We start from the raw sequence: 12,730 nt of genomic DNA, 5'->3' as shown, positions 1-12,730 counted from the left end.
GACGGTGTCAGGGTTCGACCGGGAAGGTGCGCTGCATCAGGGTGAGGTCCATCCAGCGGCCGAACTTGTGGCCTACCTCGGGGAGTTCGCCGACGGTGTGGAAGCCGAAGCGTTCGTGCAGGGTGATGGACGCGCTGTTGCCGGCTTCGATGGCGGCGATCATCGCGTGGACTCGGCCGGAATCTGTTGCGCGCGCGATCAATTCGGTGAGCAGGGTGGTGGCTACGCCGCGGCGCTGGAAGTGGTTGTCGACGTAGACGGAGTTCTCGACGGTGAAGCGGTAGCCGGATTTGGGGCGCCACTGGCCGTAGGAGGCGTAGCCGGCGATCTCGCCGTCGATCTCGGCGACGAGGATCGGCATGGCGGCGGCGGTGCGGGTGGCGAACCAGGTGAGGCGGTCGTCCAGGTCGACTTCGTCGGTGTCCCAGATCGCGGTCGAGGAGGCGATGTTGGTGTTGTGGATGGCCAGCACGGCGGGGAGGTCGGCCTTGTCGGCGTCGCGGATCAGCATCGGCTCACCCTCGGCCGACGGCGGCGGCCAGCGCGGCGCCGATGGTCGGGTGCTGGTAGGTGTACCCGGCGTCTTCCAGCACCGAGGGGATGGCGCGTTGGCCGTGCAGGATCGAGTCGGCCAGCTCGCCGACCAGGGCATGTAGGGCGAAGCCGGGGACGATGAACGGGGTCGGCCGGTGCAGCGCACGGCCGAGGGCGCGGTTGAATTCCGCGTTGGTGACGGGGGCGGGGCCCGTGGCGTTGATCGGGCCGGAGATCTCGGGGTTGGTGAGCGCGAAGACGATGGCGCCGACCTCGTCGTCGAGGGAGATCCACGGGAAGTACTGGCGGCCGCTGCCGAGGCGTCCGCCCAGGCCTGCCCAGTACAGAGGGTGCAACGTGCGGAGCATGCCGCCGTTGCGGGCCAGCACCACGGCGCTGCGGATCAGCACGGTACGAACGCCTGCCTCGGATGCCGGTTCGGTCGCGGCTTCCCAGTCCCGGCACAGCGTGGCCAGGAAACCTGTTCCGGCGGGAGAGGTCTCGTCGACGATGGCGTCACCGGTGTCTACGCCGTAGTAATGCGCGCCGCTGGCATTGACCAGCGTCGGCACTCCAGCGGCGGCGACCGCGGTGGCCAGAACGTCGGTGGGGGTGATGCGGCTGTCGCGCAGCAACTGCTTGTAACCGCCGTTCCAGCGACGATCGGTGATGCCGGCACCGCAGAGGTTCACGACCGCGTCGGCCCCGCGCAACGCCCGCTCGTCGAGCTGGGCGCGCGCGGGATCCCACGCGAATTCGTCCGGTGCGGCGGGGGTGCGCCGCACCAGACGGGAGACCTGGTGCCCGTCGCGGCGTAGTGCCGCGACGAGCGCCGTCCCGATCAGGCCGGACGAACCGGCGATGACCACCTTCATGGAATTCCTCGGCTACAGGCCGAGATCGGCCTCGAACGCCGAATCTTCCAGCCGGTGCTTGATGGTGGAGACGAACCGGCCCGCGTCGGCACCGTCGATGAGACGGTGATCGTAGGTGAGCGGCAGGTACACCATCGAGCGCACGCCGATGGACTCGCCACCGGCCTCGTCGGTCACCACTACCGGGCGCTTCACGATCGCGCCGGTGCCGAGCATGGCCGCCTGCGGCGGAACCAGGATCGGGGTGTCGATGAGCGCGCCCTCGCTACCGATGTTTGTGATGGTGAAGGTGCCGCCGGAGAGCTCGTCAGGCTTGAGGCCACCGGTGCGCGCGCGGTTGGCGATGTCGGCGATCGCGCGGGCCAGACCGGCCAGCGACAGGTCGCTGGCGTTGTGGATGACCGGCGAGAGCAGACCCTGCTCGGTGTCGACCGCGATACCCAGGTGCACCGACGCGTGGTAGGTGATCTCCTTGGTGTCCTCGTTGTAGGACGCGTTCACGTTCGGGTGCACACCGAGCGCCTCGACGACGGCCTTCGCGAAGAACGGCAGGTACGTCAGGTTGACGCCCTCGCGCGCCTTGAACGAGGCCTTAGCGAGCTGACGCAGCTGCGCGATCTTGGTGACGTCGGCCTCGTGGACCTGGGTCAGCTGCGCGGTGCTCTGCAGCGATTCGCGCGTCTTGGTCGCGGTGATCTGACGGATCCGGCTGGCCTTCTGCGTGGTGCCGACGAGAGCGGCCAGCTTCGGGGCGGCGGACTGCTTGGCCGCGGGCGCGGCAGCAGCGGCCGGAGCCGGTGCGGCGGCGGGCGCCTTCTTGGCCTCGGCGGCGGCGAGCACGTCCTGCTTGCGAATGCGGCCGCCGACACCGGAACCGGTGAGGGTCGACAGGTCGACGTTGTTCTCGTCGGCCAGCTTGCGGACCAGCGGAGTCACGTACGGGGTGCTGCCGTTGGCCGAAGCCGGGGCAGGAGCGGACGCGGGCTTGGGAGCCGGTGCCGGAGCGGGCTTCGGCGCGGGTGCCGCGGCGGCGGGCGCGGGAGCCGGGGCGGGCTCAGGTGCCGGGGTGGGCTCGGGCGCAGGTGCGGGAGCCGGTGCCGGGGCGGCGGCCGCGGGCTGACCGCTACCGATCACACCCAGCTGACCACCCACATCGACGACGTCGTCTTCCTGCGCCGTGATCTCGAGCAGCGTGCCCGCGACCGGCGAAGGGATCTCGGTGTCGACCTTGTCGGTGGACACCTCGAGTAGCGGCTCGTCGACGGCGACGGTGTCGCCCACGGCCTTGAGCCAGCGGGTCACAGTGCCTTCGGTGACCGACTCGCCCAGTTCGGGCATCGTCACGGGCGTGCCGGATCCGGCGGACGCGGCAGCCGGGGCGGGGGCCTCGGCGGCAGGGGCCTGCGCGGCGGGCGCGGACTCGGGTGCGGGGGCCGGCTCGGGGGCGGCGGGTGCGGCAGCAGGCTCAGGTGCGGTGGCGGGGGTTTCGCCGGCATCGCTGATCACGCCGAGTTCACCGCCGACCTCGACGATGTCGTCTTCCTGGGCGACGATCTTGGAGAGCACGCCCGCGGTCGGCGACGGGATCTCGGTGTCGACCTTGTCGGTGGAGACTTCGAGCAGCGGTTCGTCGACCTCGACCGTGTCTCCTTCCTGCTTCAGCCACCTGGTCACCGTGCCCTCGGTGACGCTCTCACCAAGGGCTGGCATCTGGACGGAGAAGGCCATGTCCTCTGACTCCTGTCGAGTGTGTACCCGGCGGACATCCGTCGCGGGTCGCGGCTTTCGTCCACCCCGCCGGTCTCGGCGGAGCACCCGGGAAACGTTGGTTCTTGTTCCGGCAACCATCCTTGCACTCGTCCGTCGCGGGTGTAGCGCAGGGCGGCGATCCGGGCGAAGCTGGCACCATGGAATGTACGGCGGTGAGCAGAATTCCGCCGGAATGGAGGAGGTCGAGCCTGATGGGTTTGCTGGATCGTTTCCGTGGTGGGCGCGGTGCGCGCAGGTCAGTCGCTCGCGAGAGCGCGTCGGAGGTGAGCGCCCTGGCGGACTGGGCGCGGACGCGGCGTGGAGTCGAAGCGTTCATCGAACCCAAAACGACTGTGACTGATGTCACAGCGGTGCTGGTGGCCGCCGACGGTGAATGGACCCGCCGCATCGTGGGTGAGAAGGGCGCGCGCCGGTTGGCCGGTGTGTTGAAGATTCCGGTCTACGACGTCAACCGCACCGGATACCCGCAACGCATGCGCGACTTCGATGCCCGCCGCCGCATCGAGGAGCGGCGGGCTCGCGAAGCCGAGCTGGGGGAGTGACTACTCCGCGCCGATCTCCTCGATCACGGTGATCAGTGTGCGCACCGGGACCCCGGTGCCGCCCTTGCCGATATAGCCGAACGGGCCACCGGTGTTGTAGGCCGGACCTGCGACATCCAGGTGCGCCCACGGCAAGCCCTCCGGCACGAATTCCTTGAGGAACAGTGCGGCCGAGAGCATGCCGCCCCAGCGGTGCGGTGCGACATTTGCCAGGTCGGCGACCTTGGAGTTGATGTCGGCGCGCAGCTCCGCGGGAAGTGGCATCGCCCAGCCGTTCTCACCGACCGAACGCGAGATCGCGGCGACGCGGTCGCGGAACTCCTCGGTGCCCATCACGCCCGGAGTGCGGGTGCCGAGCGCGACCATCTGCGCGCCGGTGAGGGTGGCGACGTCGATCAGGTAGTCGGGCTCGTCCTCGACCGCGCGCACGATCGCGTCGGCCAGGATGAGGCGGCCCTCGGCGTCGGTGTTGATGACCTCGACGGTGGTGCCGCCGTACTGGGTGAGCACATCGCCGGGGCGCTGCGCGGTAGCCGATGGCATGTTCTCGGCCATCGGGACGGTCGCGGTGACGGTGACCGGCAGGCCGAGGCGCCCGGCCAGCAGTACGGTCGCGATGACCGCCGCGGCACCTGCCATGTCGGAGGTCATGTTCTCCATGTTGGCGGCGGGTTTGATCGAGATGCCACCGGTGTCGAAGGTGATGCCCTTGCCGACGAGCGCGATCTTCTTCGGGCCGCCCGCGTAGGTGATCCGGATCAGTCGCGGCGGGCGCGAGGAGCCCTGGCCGACGCCGATGATGCCGCCGTAACCGGCTGCGGCGAGAGCGTCTTGCTCGAGTATCTCGACCTCGAGGCCCGCTGCCTCGGCGAGTGCCCGGGCCCGCTCGGCGAACTCGGCGGGGTAGAGCGCGCTCGGCGGGGTGTTGACGAAATCGCGTGCGGTGGCGATGGCTTCGGCGACCAGCTGGGCGCGCAGCAGGTCGAGGGTGCCGAATTCCGGTGCGGGAACCAGCAATTCGAGGCGGACCACCGGGCGCTCGTCCGGCTTGGGCGCGCTCTTGGACTTGAAGGTGGAGAAGGTGTACGCGCCGAGGTAGAAACCTTCGGCCGCGGCACCCAGATCGATACCGGACAGGGTGGTGGCGACGAGTTCGGTACCGCTGAGCGCGCGCCCGGCGACACCGGCACTGCGGCGCACCTGTTCGGCGTCGATCTTGTCGGCCGCGCCGAGTCCGACCGCGAGCACGCTGGTGACGTCGGCAAGCGCCGACGGCGCGGGCACCCTGGTCAGTTCCTCGGGCTTGCCCTTGGCGCCCACCGAGCCCAGAGCGTCCAGCAGTTCCGCGCGAACCTCGGCGGTGAGCACGTCGCCGAACAGGTCGGCGGGGACGATGGCCGGTCCGTTCTCCGACGAGGTCAACCCGATCACCAGCACGTCGGTGTCCGGGGCGATGGTTTCGGTGCGCGCCAATTCCGGTCCGAGCGAACGATCTGCAGCAGCTGTCATTGCCCCAGGTTATTCGGTCGCTATCGGTGCTCGCATCACGAGTCCGGGTGTGCGGGTGTGCGGTGCGCATGGTCGGCGGTCGCAGGAATACCGGGAATTACTGGACAATACTGGTAGCTGTGGATACGCTCCGACTCGTGACGGACTCGGCCGAGGAGCTGGAGGTGCGCATCTCCGGTTTGCGGGCGCAGGTGCGACGGGCCGCTGCCGGTGGGGATCGGGCGGGGGCTCGGCAATTGCGCGCGGAACTGCGTCGGGCCGAATTCGCTTGGGATGCCGCGGTTCTCGGGTCGATGCCGGACGAGGCCGCCCAGGCGCCCGGGGTGCCGGTGCGCGAACACGTGCATCGCGCGTTGACCTTGCTGTCGGTGCCGTCCTCGCCGAAATTGGTACTCGCGACGCATGACGCGTTCTTCTCCGGCGAGCTGCTGCCCGCTCGGCTCACGAGTCTGCGTCGGGACGAGGAACGTTCCTTCCGGTCGGCACCGTATGCGCGCCCGTACTACCTGTGCGCCGCGCTCACCACCGATCTGCTCGCGCCGGCCCGTGGGTTGATGGCGGTGAGTTCGTGGCCACTGGAAAGGCGGATGGTCGGTCCGTTGAGTCCGCGGGTGGGGCTGCTGGTTTCGGCTATTCGCTTGGCCGAACATCTTTCGGCGCAGCCTGCGGGGGAAACGGCTGGATTGCGCGTACTGTGGCGGCTCGCCGTGTCGATTCCTGGCATCTGCACCGCCCCGGATTCGCTCGACCCGGTGACAGTGATCGAGGCCGCGCGGCGTGAGCTGGCGGTGCACGAGGACGAGGACGCGCGGCAGCGCCGCGCGGCCGCGCGACGGGCAGCGGATCAGCTGGCGGATCCGGCCGCACAACTATTCGGTGTTCGGCTCGGCGTAGCCGATCGGCGACGAATCGAGGTGGAATGAGCACTCTCGCAGCACAGTTGGACCGGTTGCGCGGACAAGCCCCCGCGACCAGGCACAATGCCCGCACCATCGCCGCGCTGACGGCCAATCCCGGCTGTGCCCGCCGCGCCCTGCTCGACGCGGCCGCGGTGGATAAGACCGTGATCGCCCAATCGCTGGGATTCCCACCACAATTCGGTCAGTCCCAGTTCGCCATCACGCGCGGCAATGCTTTCGAGTCGATGGTCAAAGCGAACGGTTGCGCGGAATTGCTCGCCTTGTTGCGCGAGAAACTGGGCTTCACGATTCCCGAAGTCGCCTACCACGACCTGAATTCGGTGGGGGAGAACACCGGCAACGCGGTGCGCTACCAACGCACCAGGCAATTGCTGAAGAGCACGATCGCGGCGGGCGAGGGCACCCTGTTCGATCACCCCATGCTGCGGCTCGATATCGCCGGTGCCACCGCCTATCTCGAACCCGATGTGGTGGCCGTGCAGTTGGACGGCAAGTTCCATGTGGTGGAGGTCAAGGCATTCCCGGTGATCGACGGGCAGGCCGATCCGGCACAGGTGGCGGCGGCCGCGCGACAGTCGGCGGTGTATGTGATCGCCTTGCGCGAGTTGATGGCCGAGATCGGCGAGCCGCCGGAGATCGTGTCGCACAATGTGATTCTGGTCTGCGCGAAGGACTTCTCGAATCGGCCGACCGCCGAACTCGTCGATCTGCGCAAGCAGCTCGCCGTGGTCTCGCGTCAATTGACCAGGCTCACCGCGATTCCCGATTTGCTCGACCTGTTGCCGCCCGAGGCCACGTTCGCGCCGGGGGAGAACCTGGAGAAGACGATCGCCGCGATTCCGGCTCGCTACGCGCCCGAGTGCATGTCGAGTTGTGAGCTCGCGTTCGCCTGCCGCGACGAGGCCCGCACCTGTGGCTCGGTGGACGCGCTCGGGCGCGGGGTGTGCGATGTGGTGGGTGGCATCGACAACATCCACACGGTCCTCGGCCTGGCCGACGGGACACTGGAACCGGGCCCCGAGCACGCCGACATCACCGCGATGCTGCGGACCGCGCACCGGCTGCGGTGGGAGATCGCCGGATGAGCGTGCTGGCGGCCCTGGCCAAGGCCGAGGCCGTGCGAGCGGGCCGTGCGCAGGCGACCGCGGCGGTGCGCCACCTCCATCTCGCCGAGCGGCCGCTGGTCGCCGTGCCGTTGCGGCTGGCGGGCGAGGCGGCGGCGCCGGTGGCGATCATGATCGGCACCTCGCCCGGCGACCAGAACGTCTTGACGGTGCCCCAGCCTCGCGACCGGGTACTGCGATTGCGGTTCATCGAGCAGTTGGCTGATGTTGTGCTGCCCTATCTTTCGACGTTTCTCGTCGACACCGAGGAACTCACCAGCAAGGCGGGCGAGACCTACACGCGGTGTCTGGACGCTCCGCAGATATGGACGCCCAATCCCGGTGGCGTGAATTTCCTGAAGCTGCTCGGGCGTTCGGTGCGGTTTCACCGTGTCGACGGGGACAACCCGGTGCCGGAGTCGATTCCGCTGCTCGGGCGCTGGCTCACCTGGTTCGGTGATCGGGCCGAACATCCCGGTTCGGCGGTGCTGCCCGCGATGACGTCGGCGCTGTCGGCGCACTGGGCATCGGGCCAATCCACGCTCGAAGACGGCAATCTCGCGGCGCTGCTCGGTTGGATCGATCCGCCGCCCGGGTTCACCGGCGCGCAGGCCGCCGCCCTGGCCGAGGATCCGCTGCTGTCGCCGCCCGCGGGTCCGGCCACCGATCCCGGATTCGACAACGAAGAACTCGCGCCGTTGATCGCCGCCTACAACGCCGCACCCGACGACTCGGCCAGATCTGTCGCTGCCGAACGGCTCGAGCGCTCCCTGCGTGGCCAGCTCGAACCCACCTGGCAGCTGATGTGGCGGTCGATCGAGCTGCTGAGCGCACTCGGGGAAGGTGCCAGCGTCGAGAACCGGTGGACCGACGATCGCGGTGCCTTCTCCCGCTTCGCCGCCGATGTCGCAGAGGGGATTCCGCAGGCCCGCCGCGATTCCGCCGTCCCCGCGGTGCGCAGGCTACTCGAGCGGGAACGGGCTTTGGAAGCCTTGCGGGGGCAGTGTGCTTTCGATGATCCGCTGCTCATGCTCGAACATCGCGTGAGTGGCGCCGCTTTTCGCGGCACCGTCGTGCACAGTGAACCGGAGCGCCTCGACCGGTCGGGGTCGCGTCCGAAACTGCGCCCGCACATCCACCTTCGCACCACCGATCCGTTCATCGCGGTGGTCGGTGAGGAACTGACGTGCGTCGAACGGCCGAAACAGACCGGACTTGTTGTCGAAATCGATGGCGACACCATGATTCTCGAACTGTCCGGCGGGATGGGACGCAAACTCATCGCCGAACCGGGCAGTGTCCCCGCCGAAGGCGATGACCTCGGTTTCGCCCGCTTCACACCGGCGCCGTTCAACGGGATGCTGAATTTGCCCGCGCGCGAGGAGACGCCGTGGACGCACGGTGGTCCGCCGCCGGAATGGACGCCGCCGACCGACGACGAGGGGGAACAACTCCAGTGACCACACCGGACGAGGCCGTCGCGGGAATTCTCACCGACCTGCGCGACGAGAGCCATCGCGCGATCGTGGTCGACTCCCCACCGGGAGCGGGCAAATCCACGCTGGTCGTGCGCGCGGCCCGCCAGCTCGCCGAGGACGGCGATCAGCGGATGATCGTCGCCCAGACCAACGAGCAGGTCGACGACCTCATCGACCGCTTGGCCATCGCCGACCCCGAGCTGCGGATCGGGCGGTTGTCCAGTGCCGCCTACGTGGTGAGCGACCGTGTCGACCGGCACGGCAATGTCCGGGTCGCCAAGCAGCCGGGCGACCTCGAGGATCGAACCATCGTCATCGGCACCGCGGCCAAGTGGGCCACCATCAGCGAGGGCAGCTGGTCGCACGCGATCATCGACGAGGCGTACCAGATGCGCTCGGACATGTTGTTGCGCATCGCGAATCGGTTCGATCGTGGCCTGTTCGTGGGTGATCCTGGCCAGCTCGATCCGTTCGCGACCGTCGAGACCGCGCGCTGGGCCGGTCTCACCTGGGATCCGACCATGAGTGCCGTCAGCGTGATGCTGGCCAACAACGACAACATCCCCACCCACCGGCTGCCGGTGTCCTGGCGCCTGCCCGCCACCGCGGCGCCGGTGGTGTCGACAGCGTTCTATCCCTTCACCGCATTCCAGTCCGGCACCGGTTTCGGTGACCGGCGCATGGACTTCACCACCCGCGGCATGGGTGGACCGATCGACTCGGTGCTGGAGGAGGCGGCCGAATCCGGCTGGGGCTGGTACGAATTGCCCGCCCGGCACACCCTGCGCACCGACCGGGAAGCCGTTGCCGCGATCGCCGCGATCGCGGCCCGGCTGATCGAACGCGGCGCTAACGCCCACTCCGAATCCGGCAGCCATCCGGTGACCACCGACCGGGTCGCGATCGGCACCGCACACCGCGACCAGGCCGACGCCATCCGCACCGCCCTGCGCGGTACCTGCGCCGAACCTGTCACCGTCGACACCGCCAACCGTCTCCAGGGGCGCGAATACGACGTCACCCTGGTGCTGCACCCACTCTCGGGGCGCCGCGACGCCAGCGCCTTTCACCTGGAGGCAGGCCGACTCTGCGTGCTGGCTTCCCGGCACCGCCACGCCTGCATCCTCGTGGGCCGCGCGGGAATTCCGGAACTCCTCGACGCGCACCCCTCCGCCGACCCGGTCCATCTCGGGGTCCCGGTGAAGTTCCCCGACGGCTGGGAGGCGAATCAGGCTGTGCTGAGCCACTTGTCGAGCCATCGCGTCCGCGCGGCGGCGCAAGAGAGACACGCGTGACGCCGCGCTGAATCCCGACGGTTCCCGCGAGGATATGGCAGCGTGTCCGCTACACAGTCACCCTGCGTCGCGGCGCTCGACGAGTCGCCCGGGTGGTGCCGACGGCGCGGGTCCTAGCTCAGCTTGGCCGCGAGCCGTTTCGCGTTCATGTAGCCGATCGCCTCGATGGTGACCATCGGGTTCACGCCGGGCGCGGTGGGGAAGCTCGATCCGTCGGCCACCACGATGTTCGGCACATCCCAGGTGGCGCCGTCCGGGTCGGTCGCCGAGAGCTCCGGCGTGCCGCCCATCCTGGCCGAGCCCATGATGTGCAGGGCGCCCATCGAACACCGGCCGGGCCCGTAGCCCGCCTTCGCGGCGGCGGCGTCGAACTCCGCCAGCGAGCCGCGCGTACCCGGCTCGAACGAGACACCCGCCTGGTGTCCCGAGTAGATCCGTTGCGCGCCAGCGGCTTCGAGCACCGAGGCCGCGCCGACGATGCCGGTGTGCAGATGGTGGGCGTCGTAGCCGGACAGCCGGTACCTCACCACCGGTTCACCGCTGCCGTCGATCGACACGGTGCCGGGATCCCGGTCGCGGGTGATGACGCCGACCGAGCTCGTTCGCGCGAAATCGAGCAGGCGGGTGCGATATTCGGCCGCGCCACGCCAGCTCATGAACCCGGTCGCCAGGCCGGGGTGATTGGGCCCGGTCTCGTAGATGACGCCGTACCCGTTGCCGTCGAGATTCGCGTGATGTCTGCTGATCCGGGCCTGCAGCGCGCCCTCCCACGGCCTGATCTCCTCCTCGAACACCCCGAACACCGCGGCGGCCGGATGCAGCCGCAGATGCTGTCCGATGTTGTTGTTGCGCAGGCCGGATCGTCGCAGCAGCGCGGGCGTCTGGATCGCGCCCGCGGCGACCACGACCGCCTTGGCACGGACGGTGATCTCGACTCCGGTGGCGGTGAGCGCCGAAACAGATTCGGCCCGACCAGCTTTCACGGTGATCGCGCGGACATCGGCGTCGACCACAAGGCGCGCGCCGTGCTCGGCCGCATCGGCGAGCCAGGTCTTGGTCGCCGACTGCTTGGCGCCGAGCCGACAGCCGTAACCGCAACGTCCACACTCGATTCCGGCATCGCAGGCATCGCTGACATTGCGCGGCAACGTATCCACATCCCAGCCGAGCGCACGCGCGCCGCGTTCGAGAATGCCGTCGCGCGCCGAGAGCGGCGATTTGCGGTCGGTGACGCTGATCCGCTTCTGCACCGCGGCCAGCGCGTCACCGAATTCGTCGGAGGCGAACTGCGCGAGGCCGGACTCGGCCCATTCGGCGCGGACCGAGTCGGGGGTCGGCAGCGAGGTGCTCCAGTTGACCACGGTGCCGCCGCCGAGGCAGGTGCCCGCGACGAGGGTGATCTGGCCTTCCGCCGACGCGGCGGGGCCGGGTGCGTACAGGGTGGTCAGCGCGTCGAGTTCGCCGTTGCCGAAATCCTCGTCGTCGTAATAGTTTCCGCGTTCGAGCACGATCACGTCGAGGCCCGCTTCGGCCAGCACCGCCGCCGCGGCGCCACCACCGGCGCCGGAGCCGACCACCACGACATCGCAGTCGAGCGCGGTGGATTCGGCGAACCGCAGTGGCGAGAGCGGCGGTTTCGGGGCGGTCTCGAGGCGCCCGACCGGCGCCGGGTAGCCGATCTCCTGCCACAGCGGATTCGCCCCGGTGGGACCGGGACTCACGGTGTAGGCGAGCAGCGAAGCCTGCTTCAGCGCCTGGAAGATCGCCCGGGCCGGGGCGAGACCGGAATCGGCGAGGCGCAGCAGGGCTGCCTCGCGCTGCTGCGGCGAGAGCGTGGAGAACCGGCGCGGGCCGCTGCCGGTGAGCAGGCCGAAGACGCGAGAGTCCCACAGTCCCAACAACATTGCCAGCTGCTTCGTTTCGGCTTCGCGGAGATTGCGCGCCAGGATGCGCAAGATCGTGTCGACCGCGCCGATCTCGGTCGCGGCGGGCAATCCGAGTCCGTCGCCGGGGAGAAACGTATCGCAGATCATGCCCAGCGCGGCCCGCTGTTCGGCTGTCGGATCCATGCGGAAACCACCCCTTTTCACTCTGGGGTGAGTTCTATCACGGGACACGTGACCGCGCTGGGAGTCAACGGGTTTCGGGCTCGGCAGCGTTTACCCCGCCCGACCGTCGCGATCAGTCGGCGGTGAATTGGATCGTTTTCAGCGACGGAGTCGCCAGGTCGATATCGGCCTTGATGATCGACCGCGCCGCCGAGTCGTTGCGGTACGCGGTGAGCTGATAGCGGCCGGGTTGCAGTCCGCGGAAACTCACCTGGCCGTTGGCGCCGGTGGACATGTGCCGGTGAACAGTGTCGCCACACGCGTCGAAGCCGGTGAGGACGATCTTTCCGCCCGCGATCGGCTTCCGGTCGGTCGCGGTGATCAGCACCGCGTCGATCTGGCCCGCTGCCGCCGGGGTAGCCGCGCGGACTCCCCGGTCGTTCTGACGCGCCTGTCGTACCTGTTCGCAGGGCGCCGCGTCCTGCGCGATCGAGTCGTCGGCGCCGGGGTGCGCCACCGCGCTGCCCACCGCCGACCCCATCAGAGCTGTTGCCGCCAAACCGATCGCCAAACACTGGGAAATGACAAACCGTGGCATCGCGCCGTCTTCCTCCTGCTTCTCGCCGGACATGAAAGTGCACTTCGACATTGCTGAG

11 protein-coding genes are annotated in these 12,730 nt (G+C 69.0%); 5 read left to right on the top strand and 6 right to left on the bottom strand.

Annotation, left to right across the window (positions count from 1 at the left end; translation table 11 throughout):
• Positions 1-7: 7 nt before the first annotated feature.
• The 3 genes from ACTWPB_RS27030 to sucB are packed head-to-tail and all read right to left on the bottom strand — an operon-like array spanning position 8 to position 3,137.
• Complete coding sequence (locus tag ACTWPB_RS27030) at positions 8-511, bottom strand: N-acetyltransferase family protein (RefSeq protein WP_446223304.1); 504 nt, start codon at positions 509-511, stop codon at positions 8-10.
• A gap of 4 nt (positions 512-515) precedes the next feature.
• A complete protein-coding gene (locus tag ACTWPB_RS27025) occupies positions 516-1,409 on the bottom strand; it encodes a TIGR01777 family oxidoreductase (protein ID WP_446223303.1) in 894 nt (297 codons plus the stop codon).
• 12 nt (positions 1,410-1,421) lie between these two features.
• Positions 1,422-3,137, bottom strand: coding sequence for a 2-oxoglutarate dehydrogenase, E2 component, dihydrolipoamide succinyltransferase (gene sucB / locus ACTWPB_RS27020; RefSeq protein ID WP_446223302.1), 1,716 nt, complete (start codon positions 3,135-3,137; stop codon positions 1,422-1,424).
• A 233-nt stretch (positions 3,138-3,370) separates the two neighbouring features.
• On the opposite strand from sucB, the gene ACTWPB_RS27015 reads away from it, so the two are divergent.
• Positions 3,371-3,721 (top strand): oxidoreductase, encoded by a 351-nt coding sequence (locus ACTWPB_RS27015; protein ID WP_446223301.1) that lies wholly within the window; start codon positions 3,371-3,373, stop codon positions 3,719-3,721.
• Here ACTWPB_RS27015 and ACTWPB_RS27010 read toward each other — a convergent pair whose 3' ends face one another.
• Positions 3,722-5,230, bottom strand: coding sequence for a leucyl aminopeptidase (locus ACTWPB_RS27010; RefSeq protein ID WP_446223300.1), 1,509 nt, complete (start codon positions 5,228-5,230; stop codon positions 3,722-3,724).
• 137 nt (positions 5,231-5,367) lie between these two features.
• Between ACTWPB_RS27010 and ACTWPB_RS27005 the strand changes: the two genes are divergently transcribed.
• From ACTWPB_RS27005 to ACTWPB_RS26990, 4 genes are read left to right on the top strand one after another with little or no spacing between them, the layout of a single operon-like run.
• Positions 5,368-6,153, top strand: a complete 786-nt coding sequence (locus ACTWPB_RS27005; protein WP_446223299.1) for a hypothetical protein — start codon at positions 5,368-5,370, stop codon at positions 6,151-6,153.
• Positions 6,150-7,235, top strand: coding sequence for a hypothetical protein (locus ACTWPB_RS27000; protein ID WP_446223298.1), 1,086 nt, complete (start codon positions 6,150-6,152; stop codon positions 7,233-7,235). The genes ACTWPB_RS27005 and ACTWPB_RS27000 overlap by 4 nt, the downstream gene beginning before the upstream one ends.
• Positions 7,232-8,713, top strand: coding sequence for a hypothetical protein (locus ACTWPB_RS26995; RefSeq protein ID WP_446223297.1), 1,482 nt, complete (start codon positions 7,232-7,234; stop codon positions 8,711-8,713). The genes ACTWPB_RS27000 and ACTWPB_RS26995 overlap by 4 nt, the downstream gene beginning before the upstream one ends.
• Positions 8,710-10,026, top strand: a complete 1,317-nt coding sequence (locus ACTWPB_RS26990) for an AAA domain-containing protein (protein ID WP_446223296.1) — start codon at positions 8,710-8,712, stop codon at positions 10,024-10,026. Before ACTWPB_RS26995 ends, ACTWPB_RS26990 begins: the two co-directional genes overlap by 4 nt.
• Positions 10,027-10,139: 113 nt before the next feature.
• Here the strand turns inward: ACTWPB_RS26990 and ACTWPB_RS26985 are convergent, their stop codons facing one another.
• Both ACTWPB_RS26985 and ACTWPB_RS26980 read right to left on the bottom strand, forming a co-directional pair.
• Positions 10,140-12,095, bottom strand: coding sequence for a GMC family oxidoreductase N-terminal domain-containing protein (locus ACTWPB_RS26985; protein ID WP_446223295.1), 1,956 nt, complete (start codon positions 12,093-12,095; stop codon positions 10,140-10,142).
• Between the two features lie 112 nt (positions 12,096-12,207).
• Positions 12,208-12,705, bottom strand: coding sequence for a hypothetical protein (locus ACTWPB_RS26980; RefSeq protein ID WP_446223294.1), 498 nt, complete (start codon positions 12,703-12,705; stop codon positions 12,208-12,210).
• Between the last annotated feature and the right edge of the window lie 25 nt (positions 12,706-12,730).

The sequence above is a fragment of the Nocardia sp. IBHARD005 genome (genome assembly GCF_052814245.1).
The sequence above is the reverse complement of the archived record's forward strand: the minus strand, read 5'-3'. Positions and strand labels throughout refer to the sequence as shown.

What these genes read in the sequence shown, in the direction of transcription:
- ACTWPB_RS27030 (WP_446223304.1), bottom strand. Translation starts at nt 511, where the DNA reads ATGCTGATCCGCGACGCCGACAAGGCCGACCTCCCCGCCGTGCTGGCC.
- ACTWPB_RS27025 (WP_446223303.1), bottom strand. Translation starts at nt 1,409, where the DNA reads ATGAAGGTGGTCATCGCCGGTTCGTCCGGCCTGATCGGGACGGCGCTC.
- sucB (WP_446223302.1), bottom strand. Translation starts at nt 3,137, where the DNA reads ATGGCCTTCTCCGTCCAGATGCCAGCCCTTGGTGAGAGCGTCACCGAG.
- ACTWPB_RS27015 (WP_446223301.1), top strand. Translation starts at nt 3,371, where the DNA reads ATGGGTTTGCTGGATCGTTTCCGTGGTGGGCGCGGTGCGCGCAGGTCA.
- ACTWPB_RS27010 (WP_446223300.1), bottom strand. Translation starts at nt 5,230, where the DNA reads ATGACAGCTGCTGCAGATCGTTCGCTCGGACCGGAATTGGCGCGCACC.
- ACTWPB_RS27000 (WP_446223298.1), top strand. Translation starts at nt 6,150, where the DNA reads ATGAGCACTCTCGCAGCACAGTTGGACCGGTTGCGCGGACAAGCCCCC.
- ACTWPB_RS26995 (WP_446223297.1), top strand. Translation starts at nt 7,232, where the DNA reads ATGAGCGTGCTGGCGGCCCTGGCCAAGGCCGAGGCCGTGCGAGCGGGC.
- ACTWPB_RS26985 (WP_446223295.1), bottom strand. Translation starts at nt 12,095, where the DNA reads ATGGATCCGACAGCCGAACAGCGGGCCGCGCTGGGCATGATCTGCGAT.
- ACTWPB_RS26980 (WP_446223294.1), bottom strand. Translation starts at nt 12,705, where the DNA reads ATGTCCGGCGAGAAGCAGGAGGAAGACGGCGCGATGCCACGGTTTGTC.